Genomic DNA, 20,278 nt, shown 5'->3' on the forward strand with positions numbered 1-20,278 from the left:
GTCAGTCCTTCCCGTCACGCTTCTGCGGACGGCTCCAGTGCAGCGACCAGGCGCTGCCCGCGTCGTCGTCGCGGAACAGATTGGCGCGGATCGGCTGCGGCAAGGCCGGATCGTCGATCAGGAAAGCGATGTATTCGCCGGCGCGTTCGCCGGTGCGCTTCCAGCCCGCGCCGATCTCCGGGCCATCGTCATTGCCTTGATGAAGGCGATAGTCCGGGGCGTTCTCCGTATCCGAGGACTCGGCGGGGACAACAGTGACTTCGCAGTAGAGCGTGAGGGTGTGGACGCGCCCGACAAAGCCGGACTGCTGACGGGTGAAGGTGCCGATCTGCGACATGATGGTCTCCATGGCGGTGGTGTTGGAAAGCCGTCGGCGGGCACCGCTCCCGACGACGGGAAGCGGTCAGCGCGTCGTCGCGCGCCAGACGAAGCGGCCATCGCCGTCCTCGTCGGTGTAGAGTGGGCTCGCCTTGCCGATGACGGTGCGCGCCGGAAGCGGGCCGAAATAACGGCCGTCCAGGCTGTCGCGGACATCGGGGTTCATCAGGAAAACCTGCCCATCGCCGATGCGCCGGCAGCCTTGCCAGACCGGCAGCGGACGGCCGAGTCGGTCGCGGTCGAGCGCCCGTCCAAGCGGCACGGCGTCGACGGTCACGACGTCCCCGGTGCGGCAGACCTGCTGGCCGGGAAGGCCCATGACGCGCTTCATCAGCGGCACGTTGCGGCCGATATAGCCGCGACCGACGATGAAGTCGGAGAGCGGCTTGTCCGGGAGGGCGGCGACCAGATCGCCAACCGTCAGAGGGTGCGGCGGGGCGAGGTCATAGAGGCCGATCGGCGCGCTGGCCGAGGCGTTCCAGACGAGGCGCGGTGCGATCGGGACGAAGGCGGCGATGGCGACGCCCATCGTCACGACATAGGTCGTCATGACATAGCCGAAGCGGGTCATAGCCCGATCTCCCGCCGCCGGAGCCATGCCGCGTGGCGCTCCAGCGTGTAGGCGCGCGGCTCATGGCCCGCGCCGATCCGGTTGCCGACATGACGCCAGTGATCGGGAGCCACGTCGCAGGCGTCGATGCCGAGGGCTTCCACAGCGTCGATGTGGCGAAGCACCTGTTCGACCTTGGGCCAGCCCTCGATCTTCAGCAGGATGTCGCCGCCGGGGCGCACGAAGGGCAGCGTCTGGTAGGCTTCGCCTGGCGCGACGGCGCGCGCGATGTCGATGCGCGAGATGATCGTGCCGAAGTCGTTGGCGGCCCAACGCACGAAGGCGAAGAGGCTGCCCGGCCGGAAGGAGAAGACGCGGCGGCGGCGATCTAGCACCTGTTCATGGGCTTCGTGGCCGAACCTGATCCAGTTCTCGATCCGCTTCTCGACATGTGTCAGCTCGACATGGGTGAGACTGTCGGCGCGATGCGCGCGCGGCATGGGGCCGCCCTGCGCGCGGGAAACCGCGGCGTCGGTCATGATGGGTCTCCTTCAGCGGTCGGGGGAAATTCGCGCGCGAGCAGCTCGCGCAGCATGTCGGCGACTGTGACGCCGCGAGCGAACGCGGCGATCTTGATCCGGCCGCGCAGCGCCGGCGTCACGTCGATGGTCAGCCGGGCGGTGTAGCCGCCGGCGCCGGCATCGCGCGGCGGGTTGTCGGCCGCCCTGACCCAGCGCTCGGGATCGGCGGGCCGGGAGGCGAAGCCATTGCGGGACGAGCGCCCGTTCATCGCGCCGCCCTCCCGATGCTCAAGCACTCGATCGCATCCGCCAGCGCCGCGATCTCGCGCGCGGCGGGCGTGGCGTCGTCCAGTTCGGAGACGAGTTGGCCGGACTGCGCGGCGGCCGCGAAGGCGACGCGCTGGCCGATGGTGGCGGCGAGGACGGGAGGATCGTGATCGGCCAGGGTCGCGGCCGTCTCGCGGGCGAGCACGGTGCGCGCGCCGCAACGATTGAGCACGAAGCGCGCGACCAGCTCCGGCCGGTAGATGCGCGCCTCGCCGATGAGCGCCAGCATCTCGGCGGAGGCCCAGCCGTCGAGGGGCGATGGCTGCACCGGGATCAGCACCAGGTCGGCGGCGAGCAGCGCCGAACGCATCAGGCTGGCGACGCGGGGCGGCCCGTCGATCACGATCATGTCGGCGTCACGGGCCAGTTCCGGCGCTTCCCGGTGCAGCGTATCGTGGGCGAGGCCGACGACGCCGAAGGCGCGAGCCAAGCCCTCACGGCTGCGTTGCTGCGACCAGTCCAGCGCCGAGCCTTGCGGGTCCGCGTCAATCAGGGTGACGCGCTTGCCCTGGCTCGCCCAAACGCCCGCGAGGTTCAGCGCCAGCGTCGTCTTGCCGACGCCGCCCTTCTGGTTGAGGAGCGCGACGATCATCGCCGTCCTCCCGGAACGGGAGTGAAAGGGAGCTGCGGGAGGGGATGCGTGTCGGCGGCTTCGGGTCGCTGTTTGCCGGCGACGCTGAGGGCCTTCGTCGCCTGCCGCACGAGGTTTTCCACCTCGCGGGCGCGCTCTTCAAAGTTAGAGTCTCTGTTAGACTCTAAGTTAAGGGCGCGATTTTCGCTTTTCGTGCCGTGGGTTAGGGCCGGTTTTGGTTCCCGTTGGCACGAGGGTCCGGTTCCTGATGGCACGCGCCCTCGGGTTCCCGATGGCACGACGCCATCCACAGCTTTTCCACAGGCGGGCTGTGGCTCGAAGGCTAGCAGCGTGCGGCCGCTGCCCTCGATCTCGAGGAACAGCTTGTAGCCGGGGAGCGGCTGGCGCCGGATGATGTCGCGCAGCTCGAAGGCGAAGCGCTTGAAGGCGGAGAGCGCGCCTGATTTCTGGTGGAGGTGGCGGAAGTCGAAACGCCAGCCGTTGCGCTGACGTCCGCCGTGCTTGCGGACAATTCGATAGAGCCAGCGGTCGAGACCGCCCGTCAGGCCGAAATAGGCGCGGTCGATCGTCAGCACGAGCGCGTCGTCGAGGACGGCCTGGTAGAACCAGTCGGGCAGGATCAACTCGATCCCGTCGGGCTTGCCGTCCCGGTCGGTGCGCTCCTTCCACTCGTTGATCCAGGAGAAGCGATGCCGCCGGCCCTCGGCGGGTTGACGGATCGAGGTGCAGATCGTCGTCGATTGCAGCCGGTCGAGCGCGGCCTTGAGACGCTGATAGTCGCGCAAGGACGTGCCGCGGCCGATGAATCTGAGAATTTCATAGGGGGTGGCGACCAGCAGGCGCGAGGTGCGCAGGCCCGCGTCGCGTGCCTCGACGATCTGGCTCGCCGCCCAGATCAGGAGGTCGGCGTCCCAGATGGTCGCCATGCCATGATCGGGCACGGCCTCGACGCGGATCGACACGCCCCCGGCGCAGAAGTCGATCGGCGCGGTGCGATGGGACTTGGAGAGGGAGAAGAAGGGATAGGCCATGAGATCCTGCGCATCTCGGGCAGCGAACTCGCCAGGAAGCGCCCGAAACAGGTCGAGCTGTTCGCGCTCCGATCGGGATTGCCGCCGCGCCGCCATTCGGGGGTTCGTCGGCGATCAGCGTGGGCGCCGGGCGGCTTGGGCCAGCGGCGCCGGCGTGTGACGCTTCGCGGGAAGGATCGAACCGCGCGGATCAGAGGTCGAGGTGACGGCGCCGCGCGCGGCCCAGGCTTCGAGATCGTCGACGGCATAGACGACGCGGCCGCCGAGCTTGCGATAGGCGGGGCCGGTGCCGTAGGTCCGATGCTTTTCGAGGGTGCGGGCGGACAGGCTGAGAAACTCGGCGGCTTCCTTGGTGCGCAGGAAGCGCGGCGGGAGAACGGCGAGATCGGGTCGCATGGATGGGGCCTCCGTGAGCTTCGTGAAGGCCGCTGGAGATCAGCGGCGAGCGAAGGCCACGATGGCGAAGCAGGACCGGCGCGATGCAGGGCGAAGTTGGGGGGCCTAAAATCGCCCACCGGCTATCGCGTCGGCGTGATCAGTCCGACCGGCGGTGTCGCAGCAAGGCGCGATAGCCGCCGGCGATCATGGCGCGCGCGTCCCGCAGCAGGGTTTTGATGGCGTGGCGGGCGGAGGCGTCCTGCCACGCCTGGCGGTCGAGCCGGGCGATGTGGAAGATGACCTGCGCGATTTCCCGCTGGGTCGCGCCGTTGCGATAGCCGTCGAAGCATTGCAGCATCCGGCGCAATCGCAGGCGGTGTTGCGCCGTCAGCCGGGTATCCGGCGGGATGGCCCGGCCGTGAAGGGTGGCCAGCAGACGGCAAAGGGATCGGACACGATCGAATCCATCCCGACCCAGAGGAATGATGGCGGCAAGGGGTCGGTCGACCGGCGTGGCCGTCTCGATGACGAGCTGGACACTTTGGCCGTCACCGAGATCGTAGAGAAGGATGTCTTCGTCATGGTCTCCGATGCGGTAGGCAGCATCGAAGGTCGGTTGCGGATCGGTGTCCTCCGCGAGACCCGCAGGGGCCGGCCCCAGAAAGACGGCGCTCGTATCGTTCGCGGGCAGCCAGACGATGCGGGCTTCAGATGACGGGGCCTGCGGGTCCACGGGGAAATCGCAACCCCCATCGGCGACGGATCTTGTCGGTCAGCGTCTGGATGTCGGTCTTTCCCTCGCTCAGCTCCCGGTAGTCTTCAACATAGGCGTCGTTGCGCCGGAGCCACTCCCAGGCGAGATCGGACGGGCTCATCTCGGCGATGTGCTCATAGGCGGCGGAGGAGCGCCAGCCTGCTGCATTGGGTGTCATCGCGATCCTCCCTTTGCGTAAGTGATTGTGGGGGAAGAAAGGATTCCCGACAGGGCCGCCCGATGGAAGCTCGGCGGTGGGCAAAGCGCGATGCCAAGTCGGCATCGCGGCGGGTCAGTGCCGAGGGCGGGTCAACTCGCGGTAGCCCTGTTCCGTCATCCAGCGCGCCCGCGCCAGGTGCGAGTCGTGAACATGGCGGCAACGCTCGGGGTCGTGCGCGGGATCGAGGCCGAAGATGGCCTGGACGGCTTCCTGCCAGGCGGCGCCGTCGCGGGCGGAGTCGATCAGACGCATGTAGAGAGCCATGTGCTCACGGTCGTAGGCCGTGAGCGACTGGCTGACCGGCGGCTCGTCGAGGAATGAGGGCGTTGGCTGTCCCATAGAGCGACTATAATCGCTCATCCGAGGTTCGTTAACAGCATCGCGGGAAATTCTGTGCGCCGCCTGAACAAATGGCGGGCGCTTAACGGCTCGGCGGCAAGTCTTTGCGGTCGTGAAGCAGCAGCACGCCTTCGCCCTTGTCGGTCGAGAGCAGGACGATTCCCGCGGCCTCCAGCGCCCGGCGAACGAGATCGCGTGTCGACTCATACACCTCGAGGTCGTTCTCGGACTCGAGACGCTTGAGCGCGGTCAGCGATGTCCGGGCCTCGTCAGCGAGCGTCTCCTGTGTCCATCCCAGCAACGCGCGTGCGGCCCGTGATTGTCGGGCGGTGATCATGAATGACCACCTCCCACCGGCCAATAACTACTTGCCAGAACTACGACTATTTTAGTCGTTCTTGGCGTCGCGGGGGCTGCCGGAAACCTGGCCGCCCGTCTCCTCCGGTCTTCGGCGGCGTCACCGATTCGCGCGCGGGCAAGGCAAAGGCCCCGGCCTGTCGGCCGGGGCCTTGCTGGTGGGTCAGTCCGCCCGGCGGTTCGGGCGGGACCAGATCAGCGAGTAGCCGTCGCCGTCCTCGTCGTCGAAGAGGTTGGCGTAGATGGGGGCGTTGAAGCTCGGATCGTCGAGCTTGAGGCCCAGATAGTCGCGGCCCTCGTTGGAGCGCTTGGACCAGGCGGCGCCGATCTCGACGCGGCCGACCAGAACTCGGTGGCTGGGGGCGTTTTCGCCGGTGGCGCGCTGGTCGGGGACGATGCGCACGCCCTTGGCCTGGACGCTGAGGGTGACGATTTCGCCGGTGAACTCGTTGCCGGTCTTCTTGAAGGTGCCGATGGTCGCCATTTCAAATCTCCGTTTCCGTTATCGAGCCCGCACCATTGCGGCCTCGATGGCGATCGACAGGCCGGAGGCGATCGACGGCGCACCCCACAGGGGCCTGACAGCAAAGGAGGAGCTTTCTTGTCTCGCGAGGAATGACGGCGAAGCCGGCAGGGGAAGAAAGTTGTGACGCCGCTGTTGCGCCATAGGCGATCGAGGCGCAGCCGGCCTTCGGCCAGATCAAGCCATTGACGAGGCCGTTTGGAGCGGGCTGGTGACGGGAAGAAGCGGAGAGGATGGCGGCCCTCTCGAAACCGGCGCCAAGACCTGCCGGGTGTTCGCCGACGCATCGCCCCTCCTGCCGGCGGGCTTTGCGGTCGTGCGTTGTCCGGGCCTGCCGTGGGCGGAAACCCTCCGCCTTTCCGTGTTGGTCCGCTGCGCCGCGACCGGCGTTCGGTTCGGGCGCTTCCGATGGGATGATCGCGCTGCGGCTCTCAGCGTGACCCGGGGTCCATCGCCCGCATCGCCACCCCATCAAGCCGACGCGGATGGCGTGGTGTCGCCTTCATTGTCCCGCCGATGCCCGCTGCGGAATTGTCAGGCACCGGCGGGGCTCCGGCCGACCGGGCCAGCGGCCGCCATGCCCGTAACGCGCGCGAACGCGGTGACGCCGACCGCGACCGCACCGATGACGGAAAACACCAACTGCCAGGTTTCCGAAGGCATGGTGTGCTTCACGATGCCGTGCGTGGCGTGGTAGCCGGCGAGTGCGGCGGGTGCGACAAACGCGAGCGCGATCAGCAGCCGAGCCCAGAGCGGGCGAACAATCCCGAGCAGGAGTTGGCCGAGGCCGAGCGTCAGCCCGGCCGCGACCACGCCGATCAGGATCGCGCCCATCCAGCCCGCGCCCGTGTGATAGGCCCAACCGCCGGTGGTGAGGCCAGCGAAGAAGGGCAGCGCGAAGACGGCGAGCGTGAACAGAAGCCAGCAGAAGAAGCCGACGGCCGCGATGGAAAGGATGATGCCGAGAAAGATCATGGCGGTGTCTCCGAAAGAACGATTCTGACGGTCGCGCCTTCCACCACCACCACGGCGCGTCGGGGATCATAGCAAAATATCGACGCGGACGGGAGCCGAAACCGATAAGGTTTCAGCCCCGTGGGTGATGATCTTCGCCCCTTCATGGAGCGAAGGGGTCGATTTCGCGGACGATCTGCGAGAGGTCGCCGTCATATTCGCTGGCGGGTGTGACCGAGAGCGTGCCGTCGCCGGCGCGGAAGATAACGATGACCGCCATCAGGCTGGTGGCGAGGCTGAAGGCGAAGGCGTGGGCGTCGTTGAAGGACATCGATCCGGCTCCTGTTTCGAGCGGAGGACCACCCCCCGCTGACAGGCGCCCGACGTGTCGGACTGAGAGCTGCAATCACCGCGGAGGCGGTGCCGGAGCGGCGGCACGCAAGGCGTAGCCGACCCTTCACGGGTTGATGGCGTCAGGCGATCAGTCTGACCAAGGATCAGCGCAAAGAAGCGGGGGTGGTGCTCTGCGGCAGGAGCCGGTGTCCTGCCGTGGAGACGGCGGCGCTCACGCGCCGCCGGTTGCGAACCGATAGACCGGGATGCCGAGCTTGCGGGCCTTGTCGGCGAGATTGTCCTGGATTCCGGTGCCGGGGAAGATGAGGATGCCGATCGGCATGACCGCCAGCATGGCGTCGTTGCGCTTGAACGGTGCGGCCTTGGCGTGCTTCGTCCAGTCGGGTCTGAAGGCGACCTGCGGCACCTTGCGGGTTTCCGCCCAACGTGCGGCGATCTTCTCGGCACCTTTCGGGGAGCCGCCGTGCATCAGCACCATGTCGGGGTGCTTGGCGTGGACCTGGTCGAGCTTGGCCCAGATCGGCTTGTGATCGGTGGTGTCGCCGCCGGAGAAGGCGATCTTCGGGCCTGCGGGCACGAGCACTTCGGTTTCGTTGCGGCGCTTGGCGGCAAGGAAGTCGCGGCTGTCGATCATCGCGGCGGTGAGGCGGCGATGGTTGACGCGCGAGCCGGTGCGCTGAGACCAGGGTGAGCCGGTGGCGCGAAGATATTGGTCGGCGGCGCTGTCGCGGAAGATTTCCAGGCTGTCGCGCCGTTCGATCAGCGATTGCCCAAGGTCGATCAGGCGTTCGAGCTGGACGGATTTGACCTCCGAGCCATCCTGTTCGCGCTGGAGGCGCTTTTGCGCCTGCTCGTTGTCGTCGAGTTTGCGGTCGGCCCGCTCGACGGCGCGGTGGAACGTATTGACGGTGGACCAGAGGAGATCGTCGAGGTCGGGATCGAGGCTCGTATCGGCCACGGTGGAGATCAGGGCGTCGAAGATGTCGGCGACGGCGCCTTCGATGATGCGGTCTTCCGGCACGGGCCTGGGATCGGCTTCGTCTTCGGAGGGCCGGTAGCCGTAGAGCTGAAGCTCCTGCGCAATCTGGTCGGTCGGCGATGCGGCGTGTTCGGGTTCGTAGTCGTCGTGCTCGCTCATGGGATGCTCCGTCGGTTGGACCGCGACCGTCGCGGCCTTCATGGCGACGAAGCCCACGGGCGGGGCGGGCTGGCAGTCCGAGCGAAGCGAGGGCCTTGATGGCCAAGGCCGGCTATTTTGTCTCGCGATGGAAAGCGGCTCGTAGGGCCGCGCCGGAAAATAGTCGGCCGCCGCCATTGCCGGCCTGGCCCGTTTGTGGGCCGATCGCCCTCTCGAAGGCCGAGGCGCGGTCCTCTCCGATGGTTGACGCATGCCGGCGGGCATGATGACGGCAGCCGTGACGTCCGTCGCGGGCGGCTAAGCCGCCTGAGCCATGAAGCGGGCGACGTCCTGCGGCGCGAGCTGCACCCGCAGGCTGGCGCGGAGCGCATCGAGCCCGAGGCGCCGGAGATCTTCGTTGAAGTCCTCAAGCACCGGCGAGAGCACGATGGCCTCGATTCCGGCCGCGTTCGCCCGTTCGACCAGGTTGTCCCGCGCGCCGTCGCCTGCCGGGTCGTTGTCGCGCAGTATATAGAGTCGGCGCAGCGTCTGGGGGAACAGGATGGCGGCCAGATGGGCTGCGGACAGCGCCGCAGCCATCGCCATGTGCGGTATCGTCTGACGCGCCGACAGGACGCTTTCGATGCCTTCGCCCGCCGCCATCGCCTCGCCGGCGATCCCGAAGCGAACGGCATGGCCGAGCAAGTCGCCCATCGCCTTGCGCTGCGTTTCGATCGGCGCCTTGTCGGAGCCGTCAGGGGCGAGCCAGGTGCGATGCGCGCCGGTGATCGCGCCCCTGAGATCGGTGACGGCGGCGATCATCGCCGGCCAGGTTTCGGTCGGGCCGTGGTCGTCGGGCCGATAATAGCAGCGTGGATGGAAGCGAAGGTTTCCGGTTCCGTGCAAAGCCGTAATGCCGCGATGGCGAAGATATGTCTCTACGGGGGTGCCGCTGATCGGCTGCGACATGGCGAACAATCGCCTTGCCGCTTCGGCCGAACCCGACGGGGCAGGCGTGCCCGGTCGCTTCTTCGTCGCCGGCGCGGGTTTCGGACGCGGCAGCCTGAGAAAGCTGCGGGCTTCCTCGACGACATCGGCGAAGTCGGTGAGGCCACAGCTTTCCCGGATCACGTCGAGCAGATCGCCATGCTCGCCGGTGGCGGCGTCGGTCCATTTGCCCGCCGGCCCCTTCGCCGTCTCCTTGAGCCGGACGAACATCGAGCGGCCGGGCGTGTTGCGCGCATCGCCGACCTGCCAGTAATTGCCCTGACGATGGCCGGCGTCGAGATAGTGGCGGCACACCGCCTCGGCCTCCCGGCCGAGACGCTGCGCCAGATCGGAAGCGTCGAGACGGGTCATCACGCCGCCTCGCGTTCGCCGATGCGCTGGACCGGATAGCGGCCCAGCACGCGCTCCAGCACTGCGGGACCGGCGCTATCGGTCGGCACGAACATCCTGAGCTTCCAGGAGATGATCTCGTGGAACAGTCCGTAGGCGGTGAGCCGCTCGCGCATCGTGTCGGTGAAGCCCGACAGTTCGATGCGGTTGGCGCCCATCACACGGACGCGGCGAAGCTGAAGCCCCTCGGCGAGGTCGAGGATGGTGCGGCCATCCATCAGCGCCATGAAGGCGTCGGCGGGCGCGAGCGTGGCTGCGCCGCTCGTGGTCGCATTGGCCGCCCAGGCGGGCGAGACCTTGCGGCCGACGATCCGCTCACCCTCGTCGGTCTGGAGCCGATAGACTCGGGTGGACTCGTTCGGCAGCCGCTTCCAGATCGGCAGCAACAGGCCGGCGACGATGTGGATCGTGCTGTCGGAGAAAGCCGGCACGTCTGCGACCTCGGCGCTCCAGGCTGTGGCGAAGTCGTTCCGTTCCGCCGCGGTCCAATGGGTCTCGCCCATCATCTTCACCGGAATGGTGTGCGATTCCATCGGCCGGATCAGCCGGACGCGGCGTTCGATCTCGCCATCGTCGAGCATGATCGAGGTGGCGGGGATCTGCACCGCGGCGCGGCCCGACCGTTCGTTGACCAGCAGCCTGGCGCCGGATTCGCCGAGATGGGCGAGCGCGTCGTCCAGCGTGACCGGGCGGTTTCGGGTCCGCTGCGCGATGGTGAGGAGCCGGGTTTCCGCGCCCGTGCCCGGATGGGTGTAGATCGTCTGGCGGTCGGTGACGGTGAAGCCTTCCGCTGTCAGCGTTTCCAGCCCGACATCGTAGATGCCGGCGGCGATGGCGCCCTCGATCTTGGCGGTGAGAAGCTGCTCGAAGGCAGCGAACAGCACGCCCTGAAGCTCGATGGTCAGCGCCAGCAGCCGATTGAGGAAGGTGGTGATCGGGGGCAGTTCGTCCTTGATGCCGTTCGCGTCCATCAGCTTCAGGCCGGTGGCGGACTCGAAGCGTTCGAGCGAGCAGCCTTCGACCTTGCCGCGCACCAGCAGGAGATAGAGCTGGCGGAGCGCATCGCGGGCGTAGGGGCTTTCCAGATTGTCCTCGGGGCGGAACAGGCCCTGGCCGCCGGTCTGGCGCTGGCCGCGGGTGATGGCGCCCAGCGTGTCGAGCCGCCGGGCGATGGTGGAAAGGAAGCGCTTCTCCGCCTTGACGTCCGTGGCGATGGGCCGGAACAGTGGCGGCTGCGCCTGGTTGGTCCGGTGCGTGCGGCCGAGGCCCTGGATGGCGGCGTCCGCTTTCCAGCCGGGTTCGAGCAGATAGTGGACGCGCAACCGGGTGTTCCGCGCCGAAAGCTCGGCGTGATAGCTGCGGCCGGTGCCGCCGGCGTCCGAGAAGATCAGGATGCGCTTGCTGTCATCCATGAACGCCTGGGTTTCGGCGAGATTGGCGGCTGCGGCGCGGTTCTCGACGACGAGGCGGTCGCCGCCCGAAGGCGTGCTCTTGCGGACGATGCGCCGCGAGCGGCCCGTCACCTCGGCCACCAGATCCGTGCCGAAATGCTGGACGATCTGGTCGAGCGCGCCGGGCACGGGCGGCAGCGAGGCGAGCTGCGCGATCAGTTCGTCGCGGCGCGCGACGGCTTCGCGGCTTTCGACGGGCTGGCCGTCGCGATAGACCGGCCGCGACGAGAGGTTGCCCTCGCTGTCGGTGAAGGGCTGGTAGAGCTGCACCGGGAAGGAATGGGCGAGGTAGTCGAGAACATATTCCCTCGGCGTGATGTCGACGCGAACGTCGTTCCATTCCTCGGTCGGCAGGTCGGCCAGGCGGCGTTCCATCAGCGCCTCGCCAGTCGAGACGATCTGGATGACAGCGGCATGGCCGGCTTCCAGGTCGTCGCTGATCGACCGGATCAGGGTCGGCGTCTTCATGCTGGTGAGCAGATGGCCGAAGAAGCGCTGCTTGGCGCTCTCGAAGGCCGAGCGGGCGGCGGACTTGGCCTGCCGGTTCAGCGTGCCGGACGTGCCGGTGATGTTGGCGGCCTCCATCGCCGCATCCAGATTATTATGGATGACGGCGAAGGCCCCAGCATAGGCATCGTAGATGCGGGTCTGCTCAGGGCTGAGCGCGTGTTCGACCAGCTCGTATTCCACGCCGTCGAAGGAGAGCGAACGGGCGGTGTAGAGGCCGAGGGCGCGCAGGTCGCGGGCCAGCACCTCCATCGCCGCGACGCCGCCGGCCTCGATCGCCTCGATGAACTCGGCCCTCGTCGAGAACGGAAAATCCTCGCCGCCCCACAAGCCGAGCCGCTGGGCGTAGGCGAGGTTGTGGACCGTGGTGGCGCCGGTCGCGGAGACATAGACGACGCGGGCGTTCGGCAGCGCGTGCTGGAGGCGCAAGCCGGCGCGGCCCTGCTGCGAGGCGGCGACGTCGCCTCGTTCTCCCTTGCCGCCACCGGCGTTCTGCATCGCGTGCGCCTCGTCGAAAATGAGGACTCCATCGAAGTCGGAGCCCAACCATTCGACGATCTGCCGGACGCGCGAAACCTTCTCGCCGCTGTCGTCGGAGCGTAGCGTGGCATAGGTCGTAAACAGGACGCCTTCCGGCAGCGTGATCGGCCGCCCCTGCGGGAAGCGCGACAGGGGCGTGACCAGCAGGCGTTCCATGCCGAGCGCCGACCAGTCGCGCTGCGCGTCCTCGATCAGCTTGTCGGACTTGCTGATCCACACCGCCTTGCGGCGGCCCTGGAGCCAGTTGTCGAGAATGATCGCGGCGGACTGACGGCCTTTGCCGACGCCTGTGCCGTCGCCGATCATGAAGCCTCGCCGAAAGCGGGTGGCGTTCTCCGCATCCTCGCGTGCGGCGGTGACGATGTCGAAGGTGGCGTCCACCGTCCACGACCCGGCGAGATGGTCCGCGTGCGCTTCGCCCGCATAGATCACGGTCTCAAGCTGGGCGTCCGACAAAAGCTCGTGGATGTTGGGCGGCAGGCTTGGCCGATAGCTCGGCTTGGGCGGAGCGACCGAAGCCATTGCGGCCGACTGCACCAGCCGGGTCGGATGGGCCTGGGCGCCGGCGATACGGATCGCCTGCAATCCGTATTCCTCGTAGATGCTCTCGGACAGACGGCCGCCTTCGCCGGCGAGCCAGTCCTGGGTCTCGTAGGCGAGCGGCAGGCCCTCCGGTTCGGCCATCGGCGCAGTCGCCGGGACGGTCTTGGCGGCGCGGTTAATATAGCCACGCACGCTGCGAGGGATGGCAGGCGCGATGGCCGGGACCACGACGGAGGGATCGACGGCGAGGCGTTCCGGCGCCTGCTCGTCGATCCAGCCCAGCAGCGTGGCGACATCCGGCGCGACGCCGGGCGCTGCCGGAAACACGGCGGGATAGTCGGCCGGCCGCTTGTCGATGACAGTCAGGCGCGTCTCGATGGTGGTGCCGTGTTTGGCATAGACGGAGCCGTCGATGACGACGGAGAAGACGACGCGCCCGCGCGCCTGCAACCGGACGAAGGCGTCCCGCCAGGCCGGATTGTCGGGTGCGAAGCTGGCGCCGGTGATCGCCACGAGCCGGCCGCCGGGGGCCAGACGCGCCAGGGCCGAGGCGACATGGCGGTAAGCGGCGTCCGCCATGCGGCCCTCGACATTGGCCATGACCGAGAAGGGCGGATTCATCAGCACGACGCTGGGCATCACGGCGGGATCGAGATGATCGTCGATCTGCGCTGCGTCGAAACGGGTGACGGAAATGGCCGGGAAGAGCAGTGACAGCAGATTGGCGCGGGTGTCGGCCAACTCGTTGAGAACGAGCGCGCCGCCCGCGATCTCGGCGAGGATGGCGAGCAGGCCGGTGCCCGCCGACGGCTCGAGCACCCGGTCGGCCGGAGTGATGGCGGCGGCGTGGGCGGCGACCAGGCCGAGCGGGATCGGCGTCGAGAATTGCTGGAAGGTCTGGCTCTCCGCCGAACGCCGCGTATGCGTCGGCAGCAGGTTGGCGATTTTCGACAGCGCGGAAAGGCGAGCCGCCGGAGACCCGGCTTTGCGGAAAAGCGCACGTCCGTATTTGCGGAGGAACAGGACGGTCGCCGCCTCGCAGGCGTCATAGGCCGTCTTCCAGTCCCAGGCGCCGGTGGCGTCCGATGCGCCGAAGGCGGTCTCCATCGCCGCACGCAGGGCGGCGGCGTCGACGCGCTCGCCGCGTTCGAGATGAGTCAGGAGCTGGCCGGCGGCCGCGAGGATGGCGGCGGCGGGTTCGGGATTGGAGCCGAGCGGAAGCGGCGCGGCGACGGTCGCCGCCGCGGATGCGGAAATCATGGTCATGGTGGGAACCCTAAGGAGAGCGGAAAAGGGCGAGCCCGCGCGGCGCTCTCTCTCGACCGCACCGGCTCAAACCCGTCCCGGCGGCCCTCTCACTCTCAAGGCGCCCGCACGGAAAAAGCGCCCGACCGTGAGGTGGGGCGCTTTTTGAGGGGATCAGTGCCAGAGCCCATCCGCGATCTCGGAGGCGACGAGCGTGCGGGCCTTGCGGATCAGATCATCGCCGCAGGTATCGACATGGCCGAAGAACCGCGCGCGAGCGCCGTTCGCGGTCCAGTCGGCATAGGCGCAATATTCCCGAGCATCGGATCGAAACGCCCGCATGTCGCCGGCCCAGTGAGGCTTGGGCTCGACGACGACGGTGAGGCCGCCTCTGGTCTCCGGCCAGGGCAGAGACCGCTCATGCGGCGGATGCTGGCGATCCGCCGCGAAGATGGCGTCGATGTCGGTCATGGCGCCTCTCCCGTCTCGGGCCGCACGAAGCCCTCGGGATCGTCGGGATCGGGCGGCAGATAGGCGTCGTAGGGATTGCCGTCGGCGAGATGGCCGAAGGGCGTGAAGACATAGTCGCCGTTGTCCCGCCCGACAGCGCAGATGACGTAGCGCGGGCTGCCCGTCACCGCGTCGAGGCACTCCATGAGGGCGAGATTGCCGTCGCCCGCCGCGCGCAGCAGGGTCTGGAAATTGCTCCGGGCATGGGAGGGGATGCTCATAGCGGACCTCCCTCGTCGGAGAGGGTCTGGGCAAGCCAGCCATCGGTGTAGATCCAGTCCACGGTCTCGCCGGTGGCGAGGTCGAGGACATGGGCGCCGCCGCCGAACCCATCGAGACGAGGCCGCGAGCAGGTGTTGGCGTATTGGAAGCCCCATCTGCCGGTGAGGCCGAACTCGGCGGCGCAACGCTTCACGAACTGGATGAGGCGCTCGGGATCGCCGGTCACGTCGTCGCGCATCCAGAGTTCGGTGCCGCCGTATTGCGGCTCGATCGACAGAAGGAAGCCCTCGGAGGGTGGTTCCTCCGACGCGCCTTCCGCGGACAGCGTGTTGTAGAGGTCGAGCGCGCGGGCGGCGTTCTCGGGCGTGCCGACGTCGAGCAGGCACGAGAAATGGGTGAAATAGTTGGCCATGACAGGCTCCTGAAACGAGAACGCCCGGCGCGATGGCCGGGCTCGGTTGAGGGATGATCGAAAGGGTCAGTAGCCAAACCGCCAGGATGGCCAGGGCTGGCCATCGTCGGCGGCGGCGACGGCTTCCGGCAGATAGCCGGCCTCGCCTTCGACCAGGGTTGGATCGCGCACCGGCGTTTCGTCGATGACGGTGACGCAAACGACGAGACCGTCTTCGACTTCGACGTGGACGGGCACGAGATACTGAAAGACGACGCGGCGCGTGGCGGACGGGTCGGGTTCAATCATGGAAGGTCTCCTTGCGAAGATGCGGGGAAGCGACCTCTCGCCGCTCCCCGTCGTGAGGGTCATTCGGCCGCGATCGTCAGGGCGTCCTCGTCCTCGATCTCTTCGGCATCCTCGTCGCCGTCCTCGCTGAGGAAGGCCGGCAAGGCGGCCTCGTCGTCGGCGTCGGCCTCCGCGCCCGGTTCGATGGTCTCCTCGTCATGGGGATCGATCAGGCGCAGCGGCTCGGGCAGCCAGGCGGTGTCGGCCAGCAGGCGCTCGGCCTCCTTGGCCATGTCGCCCTTCTTCAGATGGTCGATGAGCTGGGCGGCCCGTTCGCCGGCGCCCTCCCGGACGGCTTCGAGGATGCGGGGCTTGGTGACGCGACCGAGATAGTTGCCGACCGTCGGCCGCCAGCCCGCCGCCACCATGTCGAGGCCGGTGGCGCGCGCCAGCCGGTCGGCCTGGGCGAGGCGGACATCCAGCCCATGCTGGCTGACGCCCGATCCGTAGGGGTTCGGCCGCTCGAACAGCGCGTTCACGCCGAAGCTGACGCAATGGGCGAGCAGATCGAGGCGCGTGCCCGGATCGAGATCGATGAGCCAGTCCCACAGCGCCTGGTCGTCGGCGGGAACATGATCGCCCCAGCGCCCGTGCCGCTCGGCGATCTCGTGCGCCGCGCCGCTGTCCTTCAGCTCCTCCGGTTGGGCGGAGAAGAAGACGTGGCGGACGCTGGCCTCGAGGCAGCCCGTCGGCGCGGGTCGCCGGAAGGTATCGCTGACCAGCTTGTGCAGCAGCATGGTCATGGCGACGTCGGGATGCTCGGCGAGCGCGTTGCGCAGCGCCAGCGTGCGATGCGCGGTCAGCTCGATGACGAGGCGCTCGGGCAGCGGCTTGATGCCGTCCTCTTCGTCGTCTTCCGGCTCCGCGGCCTGGCCGCCGACGGTGACGACGGCGCGTTGAACGGCGGGCGTGGCCGAATGGCCGGTGTCGCCGTCCGCCTCCGTTGTATCGTCTCCTTCGGGGGCGACCGGGCGCTCGTCCTCGGGGCGGACATAGCCACGGTCCACCGACAGCGAGCCGTCGGCGTTGAGGCTGACGAAGACGCCGGCGATGGCGATGTCGGCCGGATCGTAGATCGCCGGGCGCTGCTCGAAGGCGTCGAGCGCCTGCTCGATCTCTCCGAGACGCGCGTCGATCTCGTCGGGCAGCTCGTCGGCTTCGGCATATTCGGCTTCGAGCCGGTCATACTCGTCACGCAGCGCCTCGCGAGTGGCGCGCTCCTCGTCGGTCAGGTCGACCGCCGTTCCGACAAGCTCCCGAAGCCCGTGCTCGTGGCCGTAGGGAAAGCTCAGGGCGGCCTCGACCCACTTCCAGCCTTCGCCCGCGATCTCGTCGGCGGCGGTCTTGAGCTTCTCGGCCACCAGGCGGTCGAGCAGGGCCGGGTCTTGCAGCCAGCCGCCGTCGTCGGACTGGAAGAGGTCGCGCAACACGATGCCGCCGGCCGCTTCATAGGCTTCGACGCCCACGAAGACGGCCCGCCTGTCGGAAGCCCGCACCGTGGTCTCGGTCAGCATCCGGCGGATGTGATAGGGCTCTTTCTGCCAGCCATCCTTGATCGCGTCCCAGACCTGCTCCTGGCGGGCATGGTCGGAACTGACGGTGAAGGCCATGAGCTGCTCGAGCGTCATGCCGTCGTCGGCGTAGATCTCGAGCAATACCGGCGAGACGGAAGCGAGGCGCAGGCGCTGCTTCACGATATTGACGCCGACGAAGAAGGCGGCGGCGATGGCTTCCTCGGTCATGCCCTTCTCGCGCATGGCCTGGAAGGCGCGGAACTGATCGAGCGGATGCAGCGGCGCGCGTTCGATGTTCTCGACCAGCGAGACCTCATCGACCAGGATGCCGCTGTTGGCGTCGCCGACGACGCAGGGCACGGGCGCGGTCTTGGCCAGACGCTTCTGCTTCACCAGCAATTCGAGCGCGCGAAAGCGGCGACCGCCGGCGGGCACCTCGAAGATCCCAGTCTCGGCGCCATCGGCGTCGAGGACGGGACGGACATGCAGGCTCTGGATCAGGCCGCGCCGGGCGATGGACTGGGCCAGCTCCTCGATCGAGACGCCGGCCTTGACGCGCCGGACGTTGGACTGGCTCAGCACCAGCTTGTTGAAGGGGATGTCGCGCGCCGACGACAGGGTGATCTTCTGAATGGCAGTGGCCATGATCGTTACTCCGCGACGGGCGGCCGAGAGCCTCTCTCTCGACCTCCGACCCGTCACGAAGCGAAGCGCAGCCCTCTCACTCTCAGGAGGGCCGCGCCGGGCGGGCGGAAAAGCGTGAAGCCGGAAGCCCGCCTCTCCGCCTTTCCGGTTTTAAGGATCATCACACGCCGCACAGGCCCTCGCACTCGTTGGGCCAGAGATCGAGCTGGCCGCGATCGGCATCGGTCGACAGGTCGACCTGGTCGAGCGGCACCGCGGAACGGTGGAGATAGACGTCACCACGAATCCCCCGGAATCCGGTGCGAATGGCGGCGTCGACCGATACGGCGTCGGCCCAAGCCTCGGGATCGTGGTCGCGCATCCGCCGCCAATGATCGTCGGAATGGAACGGGCAACCGATGCAGGCGCTCTTGGGTGGCAGGGGGTAGTCGTGCCGATCCAGCCAGCGCAGGCAATCCAGACGGGTCATGCCTTGCTCGATGAGCGGCCAGCGGTTGATCTGCCACGGCTCGAACGAAGGCTTCATGCGTAGCACCTCGTCGAGCGAGATCCCGATCCACTGTTCGGCGATGGGCGCCTTTGGCGAGCGCCGACCGGCGATGCCGAGCAGCTCGCGGACCTTCCGGCGGATTGGCGCGATCTTGTAGTCGCCGGTGCATTGGCGGCGGATCATGCCGACTCCGACCCGTTCGGTCGGCACGATGCGGGAGCCGATGGTGACGAGATCACCGTTCTCGTTCTCGTCATAGACGGGCAGCTCCGCGCCTGCCGGCGTCACGGTGCGGGTGAAGGCCGGGATCGAGGCCCATCGCTCGCCGCGCGCGCCGGCAAGAAGGTCGGCGCGCAGGTCTCCGGCCGAGACGATATGGACGGGGAAGGGCAGGACGTTGGGCGATCGCAGCCAGGCGAGATGCTCATAGACGGCCCTCGGCTCCCAGCCGGTATCGGCGAAGATCGCGCAATCCGGCATGGGGCCGATTTCGCCATGCGCGGCCATCAGGGCGAGCGTGGTGGACTGGACGCCGGCGCCCAGGCTGAGAACACGCAGGCGGATGGACGCCTGCTGTTCGGGGGATGGCGCCAGTGCGGGGAAGACGGGGGCGTTCATCACGCCGCCTCCCGTTCGTCGTCGGCCATGCCGATGTCGGCGTCCGGCAGGAAGCCAAGCAGCCAGTCGGCCGCCTTGCTGGCCTGGGACGCGGCGCGCACGATGGCGCGATTGTCCTCGCGCAGCACCTCCAGCCAGGAGCCGATGTAGTCGGCATGGCGGACTGTGGGCGTGATGCCGAGCGAAGCGCAGCAGAAAGCAGCGTTGATCTCGGCGACATATCCTGACAGTCCAGCGAAAAATGGCGGTTGGAAGGTGAAAACCATCGGTGCCTCCAGCACTGCCCAAAAACCCCATGGCTCCCCCGAGGCGGGGGTGGGCGGCGAGAACGACCGGAGAGGCCCGCGCAAGCGGGGGGCCGCACCCGGAGGGGCGAAATGAAATGGAGCAGCTCGGCGAAGCCGGGCTTGCGGCGCGCCGTGGCGGGCCTAGCAGGGAGCGCCGACCAGACCCGCATCGAGGGAGGCACGAAAAATAAGCGCCGCCGCGCCAGCGGCGTCCGCTGGTGAGCGGGCGAAGCCCGCGCATCGCCGTGCGCGACGAAGCGGCCGAGCCCGCGAGGGATCGACCGCTCGGCTTTGGTCGCTGCTGGATCATGGCTGACGGGCGTGCATCCAGTCGGCCGCTGCCTGCGCCTTGCTCGCCGCGGTGAAGATCGCCCGCGGCTCGTCCTTGAGCAGTTGCAGCCAAGAGGCGATATAGGCCGCGTGATCGGGTCGCGGTTCGTGCGCGATCCCAAGATCGGCGAGCAGGAACGATGCGGTCAGTTCGGCGGTCGCTTCCTCCATGGCGAGCGCGTGCCTGGTCCACTTGGCGCTGAAATCCCGGTCAAGCCGATGGGCTGCGCCACTGGCATGAGCTGCCTCGTGAATATGGGTGGCGTAGAAGCCGTGGGCATCGTGGAAGGCGCTGAAATCCGGCATGTGAATGCGGTCTTCGGCGATATGATAATAGGCGCTGGCCGAGCCGTAGACAGTATCGATGCCGAGCGCGGCGATGAAGGCTTCGGCGGCGGCGAGGCGTTCGCTCTCAGGCAGGTCCGGCGCCGGTTCGGGCGCGTAGCCATCGACCTGATCGGCGTTGAACAGGCTGAACGCCTTGGCGAAAAGCCGTCGATGGTCGTCATCGCCGCCGGCGTCGTCACCCTTCGCGCGAAACTCCTTCCAGAGGACGCCGAGGCTGGCGTGCTCGCCCTTGCGGACCTGCGCGCCGAGCGCCTGCCACTGGCGATAGGTGCCCCAGACCCCGCTCGCGTAGCCGCTGCCATAGGCGGCCGCCCAGAGCGAGATCGTATTTATGCCGCGATAGGGCTTGCCGCTGGCGACGTTGGTCGGGCGGGTGACGTCGGCGCCAAAATGATGCCACGGCATGCGCCAGGTGCCGGTGCCGGCTTCGATGGCGTCGACGATCGCTTGCGTGACGCGAGCGTAGACGTCTGAGCGTGGTGAGGCTGACATGATA

Annotated in this window: 23 protein-coding genes and 2 pseudogenes; all 25 read right to left on the bottom strand. The window is 68.0% G+C overall.

The window, feature by feature from the left end; genetic code table 11:
* Nucleotide 1 precedes the first annotated feature (1 nt).
* The 25 genes and pseudogenes from LH20_RS05345 to LH20_RS05460 all read right to left on the bottom strand — a co-directional run bounded on the left by LH20_RS05345 (nt 2) and on the right by LH20_RS05460 (nt 20,274).
* Complete coding sequence (locus LH20_RS05345) at nt 2-337, bottom strand: DUF736 domain-containing protein (RefSeq protein ID WP_053553331.1); 336 nt, start codon at nt 335-337, stop codon at nt 2-4.
* A 66-nt stretch (nt 338-403) separates the two neighbouring features.
* Nucleotides 404-949: a S26 family signal peptidase gene (locus tag LH20_RS05350; protein WP_053553332.1), complete on the bottom strand. Its 546-nt coding sequence runs from the start codon at nt 947-949 to the stop codon at nt 404-406.
* The gene (locus LH20_RS05355) at nt 946-1,467 is read right to left on the bottom strand and encodes a DUF2840 domain-containing protein (RefSeq protein ID WP_053553333.1); all 522 of its coding nucleotides are present in this window, start codon (nt 1,465-1,467) and stop codon (nt 946-948) included. Before LH20_RS05355 ends, LH20_RS05350 begins: the two co-directional genes overlap by 4 nt.
* Complete coding sequence (locus LH20_RS05360) at nt 1,464-1,718, bottom strand: hypothetical protein (protein WP_053553334.1); 255 nt, start codon at nt 1,716-1,718, stop codon at nt 1,464-1,466. The genes LH20_RS05355 and LH20_RS05360 overlap by 4 nt, the downstream gene beginning before the upstream one ends.
* Nucleotides 1,715-2,368, bottom strand: a complete 654-nt coding sequence (parA, locus tag LH20_RS05365) for a ParA family partition ATPase (RefSeq protein WP_053553335.1) — start codon at nt 2,366-2,368, stop codon at nt 1,715-1,717. Before parA ends, LH20_RS05360 begins: the two co-directional genes overlap by 4 nt.
* 305 nt (nt 2,369-2,673) lie before the next feature.
* Nucleotides 2,674-3,495, bottom strand: a pseudogene (locus tag LH20_RS05370) (replication initiator protein A); the annotation flags it as partial.
* 18 nt (nt 3,496-3,513) lie between these two features.
* Nucleotides 3,514-3,795: a helix-turn-helix transcriptional regulator gene (locus tag LH20_RS05375; RefSeq protein WP_053553337.1), complete on the bottom strand. Its 282-nt coding sequence runs from the start codon at nt 3,793-3,795 to the stop codon at nt 3,514-3,516.
* A gap of 139 nt (nt 3,796-3,934) precedes the next feature.
* Nucleotides 3,935-4,510, bottom strand: a complete 576-nt coding sequence (locus LH20_RS05380) for a DUF2285 domain-containing protein (RefSeq protein WP_235527124.1) — start codon at nt 4,508-4,510, stop codon at nt 3,935-3,937.
* On the bottom strand, nt 4,485-4,709 hold the full coding sequence (locus LH20_RS05385; protein WP_053553338.1) for a transcriptional regulator domain-containing protein: 225 nt from the start codon (nt 4,707-4,709) through the stop codon (nt 4,485-4,487). Before LH20_RS05385 ends, LH20_RS05380 begins: the two co-directional genes overlap by 26 nt.
* A gap of 114 nt (nt 4,710-4,823) precedes the next feature.
* Entirely contained in the window at nt 4,824-5,111 is a 288-nt protein-coding gene (locus LH20_RS05390; protein ID WP_442800450.1) for a DNA -binding domain-containing protein, read from the bottom strand.
* Nucleotides 5,112-5,172: 61 nt separating this feature from the next.
* The gene (locus LH20_RS05395; protein ID WP_053553339.1) at nt 5,173-5,427 is read right to left on the bottom strand and encodes an XRE family transcriptional regulator; all 255 of its coding nucleotides are present in this window, start codon (nt 5,425-5,427) and stop codon (nt 5,173-5,175) included.
* 183 nt (nt 5,428-5,610) lie between these two features.
* Nucleotides 5,611-5,931, bottom strand: coding sequence for a DUF736 domain-containing protein (locus LH20_RS05400; protein WP_053553340.1), 321 nt, complete (start codon nt 5,929-5,931; stop codon nt 5,611-5,613).
* Nucleotides 5,932-6,504: 573 nt separating this feature from the next.
* Nucleotides 6,505-6,945: a hypothetical protein gene (locus LH20_RS05405; protein ID WP_053553341.1), complete on the bottom strand. Its 441-nt coding sequence runs from the start codon at nt 6,943-6,945 to the stop codon at nt 6,505-6,507.
* Nucleotides 6,946-7,087: 142 nt separating this feature from the next.
* The gene (locus LH20_RS23710) at nt 7,088-7,255 is read right to left on the bottom strand and encodes a hypothetical protein (protein WP_165608585.1); all 168 of its coding nucleotides are present in this window, start codon (nt 7,253-7,255) and stop codon (nt 7,088-7,090) included.
* Nucleotides 7,256-7,489: 234 nt separating this feature from the next.
* Nucleotides 7,490-8,416 (bottom strand): DUF2493 domain-containing protein, encoded by a 927-nt coding sequence (locus tag LH20_RS05410; protein WP_053556112.1) that lies wholly within the window; start codon nt 8,414-8,416, stop codon nt 7,490-7,492.
* A 297-nt stretch (nt 8,417-8,713) separates the two neighbouring features.
* Complete coding sequence (locus LH20_RS05415; RefSeq protein WP_053553342.1) at nt 8,714-9,754, bottom strand: DUF7146 domain-containing protein; 1,041 nt, start codon at nt 9,752-9,754, stop codon at nt 8,714-8,716.
* The gene (locus LH20_RS05420) at nt 9,754-14,100 is read right to left on the bottom strand and encodes a strawberry notch family protein (RefSeq protein ID WP_053553343.1); all 4,347 of its coding nucleotides are present in this window, start codon (nt 14,098-14,100) and stop codon (nt 9,754-9,756) included. The genes LH20_RS05415 and LH20_RS05420 overlap by 1 nt, the downstream gene beginning before the upstream one ends.
* 153 nt (nt 14,101-14,253) lie before the next feature.
* A complete protein-coding gene (locus LH20_RS05425) occupies nt 14,254-14,550 on the bottom strand; it encodes a hypothetical protein (protein ID WP_053553344.1) in 297 nt (98 codons plus the stop codon).
* On the bottom strand, nt 14,547-14,810 hold the full coding sequence (locus tag LH20_RS05430) for a DUF6117 family protein (protein WP_053553345.1): 264 nt from the start codon (nt 14,808-14,810) through the stop codon (nt 14,547-14,549). The genes LH20_RS05425 and LH20_RS05430 overlap by 4 nt, the downstream gene beginning before the upstream one ends.
* The gene (locus LH20_RS05435; RefSeq protein WP_053553346.1) at nt 14,807-15,223 is read right to left on the bottom strand and encodes a hypothetical protein; all 417 of its coding nucleotides are present in this window, start codon (nt 15,221-15,223) and stop codon (nt 14,807-14,809) included. Before LH20_RS05435 ends, LH20_RS05430 begins: the two co-directional genes overlap by 4 nt.
* Before the next feature lie 66 nt (nt 15,224-15,289).
* A complete protein-coding gene (locus tag LH20_RS05440; protein ID WP_053553347.1) occupies nt 15,290-15,511 on the bottom strand; it encodes a hypothetical protein in 222 nt (73 codons plus the stop codon).
* Between the two features lie 59 nt (nt 15,512-15,570).
* A complete protein-coding gene (locus tag LH20_RS05445) occupies nt 15,571-17,709 on the bottom strand; it encodes a ParB/RepB/Spo0J family partition protein (RefSeq protein ID WP_053553348.1) in 2,139 nt (712 codons plus the stop codon).
* A gap of 160 nt (nt 17,710-17,869) precedes the next feature.
* A complete protein-coding gene (locus tag LH20_RS05450; protein ID WP_053553349.1) occupies nt 17,870-18,817 on the bottom strand; it encodes a hypothetical protein in 948 nt (315 codons plus the stop codon).
* Nucleotides 18,817-19,035 (bottom strand): annotated as a pseudogene (locus tag LH20_RS05455) (zincin-like metallopeptidase domain-containing protein); the annotation flags it as partial. The gene LH20_RS05450 and the pseudogene LH20_RS05455, both read right to left, overlap by 1 nt.
* Nucleotides 19,036-19,410: 375 nt before the next feature.
* Nucleotides 19,411-20,274, bottom strand: a complete 864-nt coding sequence (locus LH20_RS05460) for an ArdC family protein (RefSeq protein WP_030538909.1) — start codon at nt 20,272-20,274, stop codon at nt 19,411-19,413.
* Nucleotides 20,275-20,278 lie beyond the last annotated feature (4 nt).

This window comes from Sphingopyxis sp. 113P3 (assembly GCF_001278035.1).
Taxonomy (GTDB): Bacteria; Pseudomonadota; Alphaproteobacteria; order Sphingomonadales; family Sphingomonadaceae; genus Sphingopyxis.